This is a genomic window from candidate division TA06 bacterium, assembly GCA_016235665.1.
Taxonomy (GTDB): domain Bacteria; phylum Edwardsbacteria; class AC1; order AC1; family EtOH8; genus UBA5202.
Window position 1 is genome coordinate 17,326 of sequence record JACRJI010000001.1, and the last position, 16,605, is coordinate 33,930.

14 protein-coding genes are annotated in these 16,605 nt (G+C 51.3%); all 14 read right to left on the reverse strand.

Annotation, left to right across the window (positions count from 1 at the left end; genetic code table 11):
• Positions 1-194: 194 nt before the first annotated feature.
• The 14 genes from HZA73_00080 to HZA73_00145 all read right to left on the reverse strand — a co-directional run bounded on the left by HZA73_00080 (position 195) and on the right by HZA73_00145 (position 16,473).
• The gene (locus tag HZA73_00080; GenBank protein MBI5804421.1) at positions 195-1,691 is read right to left on the reverse strand and encodes an SUMF1/EgtB/PvdO family nonheme iron enzyme; all 1,497 of its coding nucleotides are present in this window, start codon (positions 1,689-1,691) and stop codon (positions 195-197) included.
• A gap of 159 nt (positions 1,692-1,850) precedes the next feature.
• Positions 1,851-3,314, reverse strand: coding sequence for an SUMF1/EgtB/PvdO family nonheme iron enzyme (locus HZA73_00085; GenBank protein MBI5804422.1), 1,464 nt, complete (start codon positions 3,312-3,314; stop codon positions 1,851-1,853).
• A 41-nt stretch (positions 3,315-3,355) separates the two neighbouring features.
• A complete protein-coding gene (locus HZA73_00090; protein MBI5804423.1) occupies positions 3,356-3,997 on the reverse strand; it encodes an MBL fold metallo-hydrolase in 642 nt (213 codons plus the stop codon).
• A gap of 55 nt (positions 3,998-4,052) precedes the next feature.
• Positions 4,053-4,418, reverse strand: a complete 366-nt coding sequence (locus HZA73_00095) for a GxxExxY protein (protein ID MBI5804424.1) — start codon at positions 4,416-4,418, stop codon at positions 4,053-4,055.
• A 47-nt stretch (positions 4,419-4,465) separates the two neighbouring features.
• Positions 4,466-5,011, reverse strand: a complete 546-nt coding sequence (locus HZA73_00100) for an NUDIX hydrolase (GenBank protein ID MBI5804425.1) — start codon at positions 5,009-5,011, stop codon at positions 4,466-4,468.
• Between the two features lie 121 nt (positions 5,012-5,132).
• On the reverse strand, positions 5,133-5,687 hold the full coding sequence (locus tag HZA73_00105; GenBank protein ID MBI5804426.1) for a hypothetical protein: 555 nt from the start codon (positions 5,685-5,687) through the stop codon (positions 5,133-5,135).
• 125 nt (positions 5,688-5,812) lie between these two features.
• On the reverse strand, positions 5,813-7,495 hold the full coding sequence (locus tag HZA73_00110) for a hypothetical protein (GenBank protein ID MBI5804427.1): 1,683 nt from the start codon (positions 7,493-7,495) through the stop codon (positions 5,813-5,815).
• 173 nt (positions 7,496-7,668) lie between these two features.
• Positions 7,669-8,172 carry a hypothetical protein gene (locus HZA73_00115; GenBank protein ID MBI5804428.1) on the reverse strand — a complete coding sequence of 168 codons (504 nt, stop codon included), beginning with the start codon at positions 8,170-8,172 and terminating at the stop codon, positions 7,669-7,671.
• Positions 8,173-8,327: 155 nt separating this feature from the next.
• Positions 8,328-10,412 carry an elongation factor G gene (fusA, locus tag HZA73_00120; protein MBI5804429.1) on the reverse strand — a complete coding sequence of 695 codons (2,085 nt, stop codon included), beginning with the start codon at positions 10,410-10,412 and terminating at the stop codon, positions 8,328-8,330.
• Between the two features lie 357 nt (positions 10,413-10,769).
• The gene (locus HZA73_00125) at positions 10,770-11,024 is read right to left on the reverse strand and encodes a four helix bundle protein (GenBank protein ID MBI5804430.1); all 255 of its coding nucleotides are present in this window, start codon (positions 11,022-11,024) and stop codon (positions 10,770-10,772) included.
• 71 nt (positions 11,025-11,095) lie between these two features.
• On the reverse strand, positions 11,096-12,454 hold the full coding sequence (rseP, locus tag HZA73_00130; GenBank protein MBI5804431.1) for an RIP metalloprotease RseP: 1,359 nt from the start codon (positions 12,452-12,454) through the stop codon (positions 11,096-11,098).
• 13 nt (positions 12,455-12,467) lie between these two features.
• Positions 12,468-13,202, reverse strand: a complete 735-nt coding sequence (locus HZA73_00135) for a hypothetical protein (protein MBI5804432.1) — start codon at positions 13,200-13,202, stop codon at positions 12,468-12,470.
• A gap of 58 nt (positions 13,203-13,260) precedes the next feature.
• Positions 13,261-15,141: a helix-hairpin-helix domain-containing protein gene (locus HZA73_00140; protein MBI5804433.1), complete on the reverse strand. Its 1,881-nt coding sequence runs from the start codon at positions 15,139-15,141 to the stop codon at positions 13,261-13,263.
• Positions 15,142-15,192: 51 nt separating this feature from the next.
• Positions 15,193-16,473, reverse strand: coding sequence for a helix-hairpin-helix domain-containing protein (locus tag HZA73_00145; protein ID MBI5804434.1), 1,281 nt, complete (start codon positions 16,471-16,473; stop codon positions 15,193-15,195).
• Positions 16,474-16,605: the final 132 nt, after the last annotated feature.

The following is a 16,605-nucleotide window of genomic DNA, read 5'->3' on the forward strand; positions in this document are numbered from 1 at the left end:
ATGCCACAGAGCGTTGCCCTGAGTTTATCGAAGTGGCACAGAGAAATATTACGATTCATAATTCAAGATTCACGGTTTGGCCCCGTGCCTTCGTGACAAGATAATTAGAAGAATGGGTTATCCTCCCGCTCGGCTTATATTGTAACAAAATAGGTAATACCTGTTCTGAAAAAACACTAATAAACAATGATTTCCTAATGTGTTTTAGGTTCCCATAATTTTTTCCCCTTTGCAACACGAAATCCTATGTCTCTGAAGCCAAAACCTGTCTCGCTACTGTTCCGTTTTCCCGTGCGGCAGTAACTGTAATCGAGACCCCACGATCCACCACGATAAACACGAAAACCTGGGATGCCTGGACCTTGGGGGTTGCTATCCGGTGGTGAACTACTGTAGTAGTTATCATCATAGTTGTCATGGCACCATTCCCATACATTGCCAATCATGTTGAAACAACCGTATGGTGAAACACCAGATGGAAAACTGCTTACCGGAGATGTATAGGGATAATTGTCTCCGTTACCATTGCTATTGCATTTGGATTGATCCCATTTGTTTCCCCAGGTATATTTTCTACCATCAGATCCCCTGGCCGCTTTCTCCCACTCGGCTTCGGTCGGAAGTCGAAGGCCGGCCCAATCACAATATGCTTTGGCGGCCTCCCAACTAACGTTTACAACTGGGTAGTCAGGTTGGTTGTTAAAGCTGGGCTGTTCAGGCATTGTTCTGCCAGTAACATTGCAATATTTTTTAAACTGCCCTACTGTAACCTCATATTTTCCGATGTAGTATTTATCCAAATATACTGTATGCACGGGTTTTTCGTCATCTTGGTCATCTTTGCTTCCCATGGGAAAAATACCGGCAGGGATTTCTATAAGAACCGAGCCGTCTATTGGGTTTATACTCTCACCTATTCCATTTCCATCAATTGTAACCTTAGCTGCAATCGTTGAGACAGATGCTTGAGCCTTATTATTAATTAATGTGGCAATAATGTTGGTGGTTAGGTCTTTACCTAAGACTACGGATGTATCGTATTGTTGATACCCGTATTTAATCAAACTAATTTGCAATTCGCCAGTTTCAATTTTATCAAGCTTAGCTGGGGTTTCCCCCACTTCAACCCCTTCTATCAATATCTTGGCGCCACTCGGTTTGGAGGATATAGTAATATTACTGTATTCAATATTTCTCTTTAACGAAGTTACTTGGAGTTTGGGCTTCCATTTGCATAGTTCCTCGGCTGCTTCTTTCATTGCCCCTAACAGAACTGAGACATCCCCGGGGTATTGCCGGGAAAAGGCCCTGTCTATCTCCCCGGTTTTAATATCTATCATCCTTAGTTCTACTGCAAAAACATTTCCCATCTTACCTATTGTTCCCCCGACAATCTTCTCTACGCCCAACATCTGCCCAGCTTCCACTAAGCAAGTGCTTTGGTCACAGGCGCCGCTCTGTTGGAATCCTTGTTCTTTCAATATCTCGTCACGTTTGGAACGCTCCACAATTTTAAATCTTCCCAACTTCACAAACTCATTGAGAAGTTTGTCTGTCAGCATTATTACTTCTTTGCCGGTTAACCCCTCGGTGACATTCAGATCCATCACGGAAACTGACAACTGTTGGGATGAGGACATTACTGGTGATAGCAGGACTAAAGTAAAAATAATGGAGAATAACAATTTCATTACTGAACCTCAAATGTATGATTAATTTGATCATTTTAGATCAAACACATAACACCCCAAACATATATTACTCAGTCCACCATATGTGTATTGGCAATGAGGGTAATATTATGGATTACCATCATCTATCACAGGAAAAAATACGTTTATAAAATATTGTTACTTTGCCGGACGAAAACCGACATTCAGGTAGTTTCTGCCTTCGTGCGCACCAAAACTACGGTAGGCAGTACGACAGTAATAATTCTGTAGTTTCCATGCACCGCCGCGCATTACCGAACCAATGCCAGTTTGCGGCCCCGTAGGGCCGCTGCAAGGGGAACTGCAATAATATTTGTTGTTGTACCAATCATTACACCACTCCCATACATTACCTGCCATATCATGACAACCATAGGGGGAAATCCCCAAAGGGAAACTACCCACTGGCGAGGTATAAGGATAATTGTCCCCGTTTTCACTACTATTACACATGGTGCTGTTCCATTCATTTCCCCAGGGATATTCTCTGCCCTCCGTTCCTCTTGCTGCTTTCTCCCATTCAGCTTCAGTCGGCAACCTAAGCCCGGCCCAATCACAGTACGCTTTAGCGTCACACCAACTAACATTTACTACCGGATGGTCCTCCCGGTTGTTCCAGTTTGGTTGCTCAATCATTGTTCTACCAGTAACATTGCAAAACTTCTTAAACTGTCCTACTGTCACTTCGTATTTGCCGATGTAGTATTTATCTAAATAAACCTTATGCACAGGCCTCTCTTCAGGGCTTCTATTGTTACTTCCCATAGAAAAGTCGCCTGCTGCAACTTCCACCAGGATACTGCCATCCTTTTCGTTCCTAATTTCTCCCTTGCCGAGAGGGGAAAGGAGTACATTCTGAGGTTCAGCCTTTAGGTCAGGCGTTTGCGTTATGGGTGTCCTGGATAATAGGACATTAATGCTGGACGGAGATTCCTTGTCGATGGTTACAATAGTATCGTACTGTTGATACCCATACTTTATCAAACGTATTTGCCAAGCCCCTGCTTCTATTTTATCAAGCTGGGCTGGGGTTTTTCCCACTTCGACTCCGTCTAGTATTATCTTGGCGTCACTTGGCATGGAAACAACTTTAACGCTGCCATATTCTATTTTTGACTCAATAGCTGTAACAATTGCCCCCGGCTTCCATTTTGAGAATTCCTGGGCCGCATCCTTCATAGCGCCAAGCAATGCCGATATGTCACCGGCAAATTGCTGAGAAAAGGCTATGTCTATTTCGCCTGTTTTTATATCCATCATCCTCAATTCGACTGCATAAGCTTTGCCTAACTTTCCAATTGTTCCGCCAAACATTTTTTGAACTCCCAACATCTGCCCGGCTTCTACCAGGCAGACACCCTGGTCGCAAACTCCGGACTGTTGAAATCCCTGTTCTTTCAATAGCTCGTCTCGTTTGGTGCGTTCAATCACTTTAAAGGTTCCCGCCATTACTAACTCATTGATCAGTTTGTCTGTCAACATTATTGCTTCTTTGTTGGGCAACCCCTCGGTTATATTCAAGTCCATTACCGATACTGTCATCTTTTGAGCACTAACGGTAACACCTATAACCAATACCAACAAGAAAACCATTTTATTCATTTTGTAAAAATCTTCCCTGTAAAATGATTAGATGCCTAAACCTACAGAAACGGGTTCTCCTCCCGCTCGGCCCCGATAGTTGTCCTGGGCCCGTGGCCCGGCCGGACCGAGGTGGCATCCGGCAGCACCATCAGTTTTTCCTTGATGGACCTGATTATCTGATCCTCGCTGCCACCCGGCAGGTCAGTGCGCCCCACCGAGCCGGCGAACAGTGTGTCTCCGGAGAAAAGCGTCCCGTCCACCAAAAGTCCGATGCCGCCCTGAGTGTGGCCCGGTGTGTGCAGCACCTTCATTTCCAACTTTCCCAGCATTATCACATCGCCGTCGCTTAACAGCCGGTCCGGCGGCGGTGAGACCAGGTCCATTCCGAACATCTCCGAACCGTTCTGCCGGGCCGAGGTCAGCATATCCGCATCATCGGCATGGATGCACAGCTTGGCCCCGGTCTCCTTGAGCAGGGCGCGGTTGCCGGCGATGTGATCTATGTGCCCGTGGGTGTTGACGATGTACTTTACCGAAAGACCGTGCTGCTGGATGATGTCCAGAATGGTCTGGACCTCCTTGGGGCTGAAGGCTCCGGGGTCTATCACCGCCGCTTCCTTGGTCTCGGGGCAGGACGCGATGTAACAGTTGGTTTCCACCAGCCCCTTGGCCACCACTGTTTGGTATATGCTGGGTTTCATAATCTAAAATCTATCAACTATAATTCATATATCTGCCACAGAGGACACAGAGTTATCACAAAGAAAACCTTTTGACCCCATCGATAAGTTTATTTTCACCAAAATTGATCAGTAATGCCCTTTTAAGCCTGGTGCTTTTAAGATACGATAACACCTGTGCAGTGAAGACATCTTCCAATCTACGGACAGATTTTATCTCAACCACAACCTCATCACTTACCACTAAATCAATCCTTTGGCCCTTGATAATACTATCCTTATAGAATACCTTGACTTCTTTTTGCCTGTCAAAGGCAATACCCCTTAATTGCAACTCATGGCAAAGTGCTTCTTCATATATCGATTCCAGCAGGCCTGGCCCCAGAATACGATGAACCTCTATCGCAGCTCCAATTATTGCCTCTGTTAATTTATCTGCCATATTCTTTTCTCGGTGTCTCTGTGCTCTCTGTGGCTATGGTATCTGGATTAAGATCTCCCGGTCCAGGCCCCCGCGGCCAGCAGCGCCTTGCAGACGCAGGCGATGGTCATGTTGTCCCGGATGGAGCCGTTGAGCAGGGCTTTCTTATAGTCGTTAAGTTCCCACATTTTGCTTTTCATGTCGGCTTCGGAATGATCCCTCCGGGGCGGGGCAAAGGACAGGTCTTGGGCCAAAAAAAGATGGAAACGGTTGACCACCGGATCGTTGGATTCGATGATGCCCAGCTGTTTCCATTTTTTGGCGCTGATCCCGGACTCTTCCAGCAATTCCCGTTTTGCGGCCTTGAGCGGGCTTTCATTGCTGTTAATCCCCCCACAAGGCACTTCCCACACCCGTTTTCCCCAAGATGGACGGTACTGCTGGACCAGGCAGACGGCGTTGTCTTGCAGGGCCACTATGCTGACCGCATCGCCCACCTCCACCACCCCGTAAATACCGGCTGACCCGTCAGGCCTAAGGACCTGGTCCTCATGGACGGCGATCCAGGGATTCTGGTATATCTTGCGGCGCTTTATGGTCTGCCAATTTTTCATCAATAACCTACAGTTGCAGTAAAGGCCAAGTGAGGGTGTACATACTGAATACTGAATACTGAATACCGAATACCGACTACTATTTATAGCTTATAGCTTATAGCTTAGAGCATAGAGCTCCTTAGTCCTTAGCCGCTTCCTTCTTCCCCTCGGCCTTCATGTCCAGGCTGAAATCCTTCCAGCCGGCCAGCTGGCTTCCCTTCATATACAGATTGATCACCAGATACTTGTCGTTAAGGTTTTCAAAATAGAGATGGGCGGTCCTCTGGACGTAATTGACCGTTTCCTGCATCATGTTTTTCAGATCGGCCTGAGGATAGCTGAATTTCCCGGCTCCCAGATAGCTGGCCCGTTCCTTTTCCTGTAGGTCAATGTAAGCGTTGATCACCAGCGAATCCGGCCAGGCGAAGCATTGCAGGGAATTGCAGATCAGCCTGGCGCTGATGCCCTGAGCCCGGCTGTTATAGGCTGTCAGCTTCAGCGCGATGTAATCGGCCCGGGTGAACGAGGCCTGCTGGCCGGATTCTTCTGGCAGGTATTTGTATATCCCGGTGGAAACCGCTGACTCTGGCTCTTGTTCGGTCTTTACGGGAGGTTTGACGTCCTTCTTGCCAGCCAGCGCCAGGTTGCCGGCGGTCAGTAAAATCAATATTGCTGACAATGTTTTTTTTATCATATGAATCCTCACTTGTTCACTTTCCATTTGTTTATTTATTGTTTAGCCCTTTTCTAAGTGTCATCCTTAGGATAGCAACTTGCTCAGCTTCCTATTTACATTATTTCCTAATTCCCATATATTTTTTACTCAATCTCTTCCAGCAGTTTCTTCAGCAGGCCTGCGTCGTGCTTGATCCGCTCCGCCGTCCGGTCGCCGATCTTTTCCCGCAGGGCCATGATCTGAGGCGGGTATTTCTTGAGATTGACATTGGACCGGCCCACCATCTCCTCGTCGAAAATCAGCCGGCTGACTGTCTCGTAGATAGTTTGGACCTCGGTCCGTTTCTTGTCCCTTAGTTTTTTCAGCTCCCTCTGGGCGATCTCTTTCTGGAACTTGTCCCGGGCCAGCGATTCCTTCTTGCGCCACTCCATTTCGTCGGGCACGTATTTTGAGGCCAGGGGGGTCACTATCAGCCTTTTGACCGTCTGCATCTCCTCGTCCACCGTGGACTGCTGTTCCAGGATGGAAACTTCAGCTCCGCACACGGTCTCGGACTGTTCCTGTTCGTAGTTCCGGTGGTGGGCTATGTGCATCTGGGTCTCCTGCAGGTCGCCGATCACCTGGTCTATGGACTGGATCTCCAGCAGCTGGCCGGATTTGAGCTCGTGCAGCCAGAACTGGACGGTCTGAATGGAGGAATTCCTGACAGCCTCCAGATAGATCTGGACGTGGAGCGGATTCTTGCTCAATAATCCCAGCACTTCCTCGTCGCTGGGGATCTCTCCCTTGGCCTTGCCCTTGTAGACGCTGGAGGTGATCTCGAAGCCCTGCCCCAGACAGACATAGTCCTTGGTGTCGTTGAAGAACAGGCGGCCGATGAAATACTTCACCTCGTCGCCTGGCTGGAAGCGCAGTAGCACGTGGCTGCCTTCGCACAAGCCCTGTTCCCCCTCCTTTAACTTGAGGACCTCGGCCAGGTCGAACAGCCTGGGGTTGCCCAGCTCGTCGGAAAGTTTTGGCAGGCGCCGGGAATATTCCTGCTGCTGCTCAAGCGACAGGTCTTCCAGGTTGGCGGCCGGGCGCACCAGCATGGCCCGCTTGTTTACGTCCCCGTACTCCTGCTTCAGGTTCTCCATCTCCTCGGAATGCTGGGCGATGGTGATGGTGTCGGAAAGCTGCTGGGCCAGCTGCTCCAGAGTGCGCTCCAGATCGGCCTTTTCTGCCTCTATCGACCTGACCGCCTCCTCCACCATCTCCATGGCCTCGCTGCGGGCCCGGGTCACCAATTGTTCCTTCTCGTTGTCGGAGAGGGTCTGCAGCCGGAACTGGTTGGCCATGGTGGCAAACTGAATGGATTTTCCCTTTTCGTTCTCGTACAGGGTCTTTAGCCTTGTGATGGCCGCCATGTGCTCCCGCCGCTCTGTCTCCAGTTGTTTCAACCGGTCAGCGTAGACCTGGTTGGCCACTGTGATGGCCCGCTGTTTATCCCCGGAAAAGGCGTTGGGGGCGTAGTAGACCAGAATGTCCGTCTTGTACTGGCCCATCACCTCGATCTTGGAGCCGAAGGCCTCCTTGAGTACCTCGGAGAGGTCCACCATCAGGGCTTCCTTGGCGCTCATGATCATCTGGGGGCTGCCCCCGAACATCCGGAACACGGTCTTCTGCTTGTCCCGGATATCCTCGATGGTCATGATGGTGGAAGGCTCCATCACCCGGCCGTCGGGCATGATCACCATGATCTGCTTGCCGGAAGGCTCGATCACCTTGCCGTCGGGCATCAGCACCATGATCTTTTTGGGGGGAGTGTTTTTGTTTTCGGGAGGCATTTTTTACATGATTTATTTTTGTTAAAAACCGGCTGCCGGGACGCTGAAATCGCCTGAAATATAATATATCAATTTACCATAAATTAAAATATTGGTCAATACATTTTTCAATCTTTTATTTGCAGTAAAACCCCGGCCTTTTTAAAGACCGGGGTTTTGTTTTGTATGTATTATTAACGTATTGTAAATTGATTTATTATTGCTCTTAGTTCTGGAGTGTTGCTTTTTATATGCCTTTTATACAAGCTAACGGCTTTCTTTTCTTCTTTTTTATGAGAGAAGTTTATGACCTGTTTGCATACTTTTGAATCAATACCAAATATGCTGTCTCCAAACAACATGTATAAATGCCCCAAATTCCAATCAACAAGCGGAGGTTTCAGCGCGCCGGTTTGTGAAACACAAAGTTTTACGAATTCATCCATAACTGAATTGTTGCCCAAGGTCGGCTTGAAGGAAGTATCGAAGTTAATATATTTGATAAGAATATCATACCGACCATCAGAAGAACGCTGGATGTTGGCAGCAATAGTGTATCCCCTCTTCGCGGCTATCGCTTCCATGGCTGAGGCGACCTGTGTTGGCGTGTAAGAAGCGGCCTGTTTTCTTTGCTCGGCATAGGAAACTGTAACAAGAAATATTCCTGCTATCAATATCTTTAATATATTATAGTGCATAATATTAATCTATCATTTATAAGACCTGTTGTTAAGTGTTTTAACAATAACCCCCGGTCTTTTTAAAGACAGGGGGTTTGTTTCCTGGGGTCTTGTTGGGACACGGCATGCCGTGTCCTTACATTATAGCTGGGCGATCAGCAGATCGCCCGCCCCTACTTTTTCTCTTCTTTCTCCTTCTGGGCCTCGGCTATGATCTTCTGGGTGGTCTCATACGGCACGTCCTCGTAATGCGAGAACTCCATCTCGAAACTGCCCCGGCCCTGGGTCATGGAGCGCAGGGCGGTGGAATATTTGTACATCTCGCCTTGGGGCACGGTGGCCTTCACCACCTGCATTCCCTTGGCCGATTCCATCCCCTGGATCCGGCCCCGCCGGGAGTTAAGGTCGCCCATCACCTGGCCGGCGAATTCCTCGGGAGCCGTCACCTCCAGCTTCATCACCGGCTCTAAAAGCACCGGGCTGGCCTCCAGTACGCCCTGCTTAAGGGCGTGGACCGCCGCGATCTCGAAGCTGGTGCCGGCCGAATCCACCGGGTGGTAGGAGCCGAAATGCAGGGTGGCCTTGACGTCCACGATGTGATAGCCGGCCACGGCGCCTTCGTTCATGGCCGCCCTGACCCCCTTTTCCACCGAGGGGATGAAGTTGTTGGGGACCACCCCGCCCACGATGGCGTCCACGAACTCAAAGCCCGTTCCCCTGGGCAGTGGCTCCAACCGCAGCACCACGTGGCCGTACTGGCCATGACCGCCGGTCTGCTTTTTATGCTTGTATTCGGAACGTTCCACCTTTTTGGTGATGGTCTCGCGGTAGGGTATCCGGGGTTTCAGCAGGTTAACCTCCACATTGTACTTCCGCTTCAAACGGCCGACCATAAGATCCAGATGCAGTTCGCCCAGTCCGTTGATCAAGGTCTGCCGGATCTCGGGCACAAAGCCGTAGGTAAAGGTGGGGTCCTCGTCCCGGATCTTGGAGAGGCCGGTGGTCAGCTTGCCTTCGTCGTCCTTGGATTTGGGTTCCACCGCGATGGAGATGGAGGCCTTGGGCTGGATGATGGCCGGCAGGATCACGGGATGGGCCTTCTGGCCGATGGTGTCGCCGGTGCCGGAGTCCTTGAGCTTGACCGCGATCCCGATGTCTCCGGTGCCGATCTTGGCGGCGTCGGTCCGCTCCTTGCCCAGGGGATAGAACAGCTGGCCGAATTTCTCGGCCTTGCTCCGGGAGCAGTTGTAAAGCTCAGTGCCGGTTTCAATGGACCCGGAATAGACCCGGAAGAAATTCAGGTTGCCGGCATGGGATTCGATCGAAGTCTTAAACATGAAGGCCAGGGGCTGCCCGGCCGGATCGCACTTGACCTCCACCTGCTCGTCGGTTCCGGCCTTGACCGCGCTGACCGTTTTGATGTTGGCGGCCGGGGGGAAGGAGGCGGTAACGATGGAGGCGAAGGCCTTGATGCCTATCTCAAAATATCCGTCTCCGGCGAACACCGGCACTATCTTCTGGCTGGCGATGCCGGCCTTCAAACCGTTGGCGATCTCGGTCTCGGTCAAAGTTTCTCCGCCCAGGTATTTTTCCATCAGGGCGTCGTCGGTCTCGGCGGCTGATTCCACAAGCCGTTCCCGGAATTTCTTGGCCTTGTCGGCCAGCTCGGCCGGGATCTCGGCCTCGGTGGATTTGCCGTTCTCTTCGGCGTAAGCCTTCATCCGGGTCAGGTCTATCACCCCTTTAAGACCGGCCTGCTCGCCCCAGGGCAGTGTCATGGCGGTCAGGTGATTGCCGAACATGTCCTGGGCCTGTTCCAGTGTCCGGTAAAAATCGGAATGCTCTTTTTTGATCCGGGTGATGAACAGGGCCCGGGGCAGGTTCATCTCGTCGGCGTACTTCCAGGTCTTGTCGGTGCCCACCTCTATGCCGGAGACCGCCTGGGCCACTATCACGGCACAGTCGGCCACCCTTAAGCCCGCCTTGACCTCGCCGGCGAAGTCGGCGTAGCCCGGGGTGTCTATGATGTTGATCTTGTGATCCCCGTATTCGCAGGCCGCCAGGGCCGAGGAAATGGAGATCTTGCGGGCCACCTCGTCGGGATCGAAGTCGAACATGGTATTGCCGTCATCCACCCGGCCCAGCCTTTCGGCCGGCCGTACCAGATGCATCAAAGCCTCGGCCAAGGTTGTCTTTCCGCAGCCGCCGTGTCCGGCCAGCACTAAGTTGTGGATCTTTTCGGCAGTATAGGTTTTCAAAATAGTTCCTCCCCTCAGTATAATATGTGAAAATTTTATTTGGCTAAAGAAATTTTATTATAGCAGGCTTAAACCTTAAAAGTCAATATCAAACACAAATAGGAAGTAACTAAATAAATGGGAAATGGGAACTTTATCCGTTCGCTACACTTCCCCTTTCCTATTTACCTTTAGTTGGTACCACACCTCCCAATTCCTATTTGAATACTTACCATTCAGTGTACTTCCCATTTATTGCAAGTGTTTCCGGGCGGTTTCAACGCTTTTTCCCAGTATGTTCCTTATCTCCCTGGCTTCTTTGATCGCCTCGTCAATATCTTTGCCGGCAAGCAAGCCGCTGTCCTTGATCATCGACAATCAGTTATAAGATTCCCAGGCCTCTTTAAAACAGATGCTTAGTTTGAAGGCGAAATCAGGCTTGGTGTAGGCTCCTCTTGCCTCTTCGTAGTTGCCGGAAATCGACATGGCAGCGCGCACTAATTGCTTTCCCAGCTCATATCCGGCAATACTTTTAGGCAACGTTCCCACTAACTTAATTATCCTAAGGGCAAACTTGTAAAACCGGTCTCCCAATTCCTGATTGCAGTTATTTCTTTTCTCATCAGTCGCCATGTGCATCACTTCCTATTTCCAATTTCATGACTTCCCATCTGGTTACTTCCCATTTCCCATTTGATCACTTCCTATTTATTTTGCTCCTGTTGCTGTCCCTGGTCTTTCAGCGCCGAATGGCGGTTGAATATCCGCATGGAGTCGTTGAAAATGGTCCAGGCAAAAAGCATGATGATGAACCCGAACCCGATCTGCTGGATCACCATCTGAACCTTGTTGGACAACGGTTTTTTGCGCAGGCCCTCCAGCAGACAGAAGAAGATCACCCCGCCGTCCATGATGGGAAGCGGCAGCAGGTTTATCACCATCAGGCTGATGGACAGCACCGCCATCAGGAATAGCAGATCGGAGAAACCCTTTTGGGCGGTCTGGCCGGCCATCTGGCCGATCATCATTATTCCGCCCAGCTGTTTGGCGTTTTTGGGTTTGGTGGCAATATTCCCCAGCAGGCTGTAGGTCCGACCCACTATGCTGGAGGTGTTCAAAAAGGCCGCAGTCAGTGATTCTAACGGACCCAGCCGGATCTTATAACTGCCGAACTGGACCGGAGTCACCCCGATCACCCCCACCTTGCCGTATCCGGGCAGGTCCTGCTCTATCGGAACTATCTTCAGATCCAGGGTGTCACCCTGGCGCAGTACTTTTAAGCCGACTTCCTTTTCGGCATTTTTGTAGATGGTAAGCCGCATCTCGTCCCAGCTGTTGACCGGCTGGCCGTTGATCGCCAGCACCAGGTCGCCCTTGGTAAGCCCGGCCTGATAGGCCGGCATGCCCAGGGTCACCTCGCCCAGCTGGGGCTGGATGCTGGGCTCCAGTCCGGCGTGCCAGGGCTTTTCTTTGGTGGAGGAAACATTGAGTTCGCTGGTCGCGCCCTCCCTTGCTATTCCCACGGTCAGAGCATCGGCAGATCTGAGTTTGGCCAGGCTGTCGGTAACGAGCTGTATCTGGTGCCAGGAGCTTATCGCCCGGCCCTGGATGGAGACAATGATATCGCCCGGCCGTATCCCCATCTGCTGGGCCGCCGTGCCGTCCTGGACCTTGGAGACCACCGGGGCAAAGTCCGGCACCCGGATCCCGGCAAAGCCGATCAGGATGAACAGCAGAAAGGCGAATATCAGGTTCACCGCCGGGCCCATGAAAGCCATGAAGACCCTGCCCCACCAGGGCGCGGCCATGTAGTCGCCGGGCTGTACCTGGTAGTTGTCCTCAAAGGCCTCCTCGCCGGCCAGCTTGACGTACCCGCCCAGGGGCAGGGCCGAGAGAATGAACTCTGTGTCGCCTTTTTTGAAACCCGCCAGCTTGGGGCCGAACCCCAGCGAGAATTTAAGCACCTTTATCCCGACCTTCCGGGCCGCCCAATAGTGGCCCAGCTCGTGAACGAAGACCAGTACTCCCAGTACGAACAATGTTGCCAGAATGGTGATGATCATTTATATCTCCAGTTTAGTAAATTATTCCGGTCAATCCCAAAACGCCCATTATATTAGTGGATTTTTCTTCGTCCCCAAGCTTCAGGTAATCCAGTCCGAAGGAGATGCCAAAGTGGGGCTTGGGCTGCAACAGCACACCGGCTCCTATCCTCATTGCATCCTCTTCGCCAAAGTCCGAGGTCAGAATGTCATATTCAAAAGATGCAAATGGCAGAACCTTGCTGTTTTTCTTCCCATGATAATAAGCCAGGCGTGGGCCTATCAAATTGACCGAGGTTCCAGAATTGCCAAAATAAGAAAAAGAATAATCCTCTTCATAATCGGTTTCCCGCTTGGTGGACATGGACAATACCCCCAAGGTCCCTCCTATGGAAAACCCCTCGGCCACAAAATAATTTGCGTTAAATAGAACCGCATACATATAAGTTTTATATGTTATATCATATTCTATTGTAGTGCCTGAATACCAATCGTAATCGGTCCCTGTTCCAACGCTTTTATTGTAAAAATACAAACCGTTACAAGAAAACAAATAGGCCCCGGCCAGGCTGTTAGCGTCTTTCATCTTCCTGACAGGCAGTGCCGGAGCGGTCTTGGACGCATTACTTTCAACTGCGATTGGCAGTTCCACGGCAGGGGCCGGAGCTTGAATGCTGTCGCCGGCAACGGGGACAGAGTCCGTCTGGGCCTGGACACCGGTGAAGGAAAACAACAGTATCATTGAGCATAACGCGATGATGATTCTCATTTCCCACTCCTTTTCGGCTTTGTTTTGTGTCTTATGTGCTTTATGTGGTTAAATAAAATCATGGTATCATCACTTCCAGCTGCATTCCCACCTCGGTCTTCCGGGTGGTCTCGTTTTCGTAATCCCTTATCTCCCGGGCCGCTTTCAGGTCCAGTTTGGCCCATTTCCCAAAACCATACCTTAAGACCACTGCATCGCGGCGGCCCCGGCCCCAATAGCCATGGAAAGAGGCGTCGTTCAAAAGCTCCGGCTCGGAGGCGTAAAGCCGGGCGTCGTAGCCTTGGGTGTTGAACAGGACGCTTTGGCCCAACAGTGAGATATTTCGGCCGGCTTTGTATTTAAGCCCCAGGTCAAAACACTCGCCCCTCTCCCTGGTTTGCAGGAGAGGTATCCGGTAACCGGCCTGCTGGTAATGCCCGTAAAATGTATGCTTGCGGTTGATGTCCCAGGCCAGCGACAGTTTGTATGAGGTCTTGACCGCCAGGGCTTCAAAATCGTTTTCCCCATCGCTGGAATGGATCTCGTATTTGCCCTTTTGCCGCCAGCGCCAGGAAAGCTTCAAGTCTTTTATTATATCATTTTCGGCGGCAAATTCCAACAAGTACCCCCCTTGTCCTTTGGCAACTTCCGCCCCGGCCGAAAGAGGGTGGAACAGGTAGCCCAGTCCGCTGAACTTGTTCTTGAATGGTACTTTGACGGTGGAGCTGATCACAGCCCCCTGCTCGTCCCGGCCGCTGTAGTATTCCATGGCCCCGAACCTGGGCGCCTTGTAACCTTCCCCATAGCGGTAATAGGCGAAATATGATTCGGCCGGGCCGCTGCGGAAACCCAGGGCGGCATTGGCGGCTGTCTGACCCGCGGTGGAACCGGCCATTTCCGCCGCCAGCCATAACCCGGGAAACATCAGCCGGACATCAACCCCGGCATTGGCCCGGAAAAAAAGACTGTCGTTAAGGTTTGGAGAATAGCTCGTATGACAGACCGTTGCTCCGATCTCAATTGGTTGATCCGGTTTCCAGCCCAACCGGACTGCCGCTATTCTTTCGCTGGATTTGTTCTTATTGGCATATTCGGAAGAATCGCGGTGGTAGCCGTCGGTGTAAATACCGGCGATATGTCCCAGGGAGTCAAGTTTGGCATCAATCCGCTTATGGGAAAAAAGCGCCAGAAGAGTGAGATCATACGGCAATTCCGTCTGACCGGCCAGTCCCCGCAAAAAAGCCGATTCGCTCCCGCTGTGATAGGGTTTGATCAATTGGGCCTGTTTAAGATTGGCCTGGGTCCATCCGGCCGAGACAATTGATCTCCCGCCGCCGCCCAGGATCAGCCCCTGGCCTATCCGCGAACTGAAATCGCCCGCCACCCAGGAATAACGGCCATGGAGAGGGTTATAAAACAAATTGGCCGAATAAAAGTCTTTTAAACTGCCTTCGCCGGGATCCTTCTGGGCCTGGACAAACACTTCGTAATTTAGAAAAATATTTGTCGTAACTTTTTCCCTAAAGTCCCAGGGAGAGTTTACCTGGTCGCCCGAGGCCATTTCTTCTGCCAACGGCCAGGACCTTTTGGCCTTCAAGGCAGCTTTAACCAAAGGCTTTTTTGCCGCCAAGGTTCCGTCTATGCAGAGATATGGCAGGATAGCATCAAAACCACTTTGATCCAACACCGAATCCCGGACCAGCATTTCCGGCTGGCTGAGATTGGGGTTCTGTTTCAGGTAATCGCCGATCCTTAACGCCTGATAGGCGGTGATCCCCGGCAGCATCAGCAGTTGATCCAGCCCGGCATGATTCAGGTTGACCGGATGAGAACTCAGGTACGACAGCTCGTCGGTGTATTCCCGGATCAGTTCTTCGTCCTCTGTTTCCGGCAGATCCTGGGAAAAGAGGACGGCGGAAGGCAACAGTAGCAAGAATATCAGTAGAAGGCGCTTGGGCATTTTTTGCAGTTTACAATTTGCAATTTGCATTTTGAAATCCAGCCTGTCCAGTTATTCTGCCGTGATCAGGTCCCTGATCTTCTCAAATGTCTTCCGGCCGATGCCCTTGACGTTCATGATATCCTCCGTCTGCTTGAAGAGCCCTTGAACACTGCGATATTCGATGATATCCGCAGCAGTGCCGGGGCCTACCTCCGGCAGGGCCTCCAGTTCCTTTTGATCAGCCGTATTTATGTTGATCCTGGCCGCCGGCTGCTCCGGTTTGAATTTTAGATTGACGAAAGGCGCTACGTTTTCCAAGGTGCGCCGGGAGATGCCTTTGATGTTCCCCAGATCGTCCAGAAAGACAAAGGCACCGGCGCTGTCCCGGAAGGCTATGATCTGCTCCGCTGTTTTGGCGCCGATCCCCGGCAGCATCTCCAGTTCCTTGGCCGTGGCGGTATTGATGTCCAGACTTTGGATGGATTTTTTAGGCAAGGGATCGGAGACCGCCGGAACAGTCTCCTCCGGCCAGACGGTTTGCCTTAAAATGCAGCTGACCGTCAAACAATGGCCCAGGCCCAGGGAGCTGTGGGTCTTTACGGCGTAGTCCAGCCTCAGTTTTTTCAGGAAAAGCCCCAGCCCGAAACTGAAGGAAGACGGCTGGCTGGAAAACCCGGCCCTTAAGGCCAGATGCCTGTTATGCCGGTACTCCTGGCCGAACCGCAACTGGGAATTGTATCCCCGCTGGGTCTGCAATTGGAAAGCAAATGTCAGCTGGTTCAGCAGGCGGTAAGAGACACCCCAGTCCAGCCATTGGGCGATCTCCTCATCAGAGCTGCCGATCCGGGGCCGGTTGAAGTTCCTTGCTACCGCCGCCATGGTCAGGTTTTCCAGGGGAGAACCGATGAGGCCCAGATCCAGACCCAGAGCGTTGGCCGAGCCGTAACTCTGAATGGACAGGTTGTAACCCGAGATCCCCAGTCCGAATCCGGCCTGCTTGAAAGGCCTGAAGGATACCGCAGTTTTGATGGTGTTCTCCCTGTATAGAGCGCTGCCCATTGAGCTGAATCCTGCGGCCAGTCCCAGTTTTTCCTTTTGATATCCGGCCTGGGCCGAAACGGCTGTCAGGTCGGTCATACCGAACGGAATGGAGGTTCCGCTGCCGGCGGTCTGGACCGGGGCCAAGCACGGCAGGGCCGGGTTTTCCATTCCGGCTGAAAGATAGTCCGGCAAGGCGATCCCTGCTCCGCCCATTCCCAGATTGCGGGCGTCGGTGGCGGTTTCCTCAAAGGCGGCAAAGCAGGCGGCAGAGATCAGCCACACCAAGATGAAGACCAACGTTTTTCTCATACAGGCAAAGCTCCCGGTTTATAAAAGCCGTGGAGATGGTTACAGACGATTATTTATTATACGAAATGTAAAAGCTCCGGGTCAAGGAAATTAAGCATTGGCAGGAAATAAATCCGCCCCTAACCTACCGGA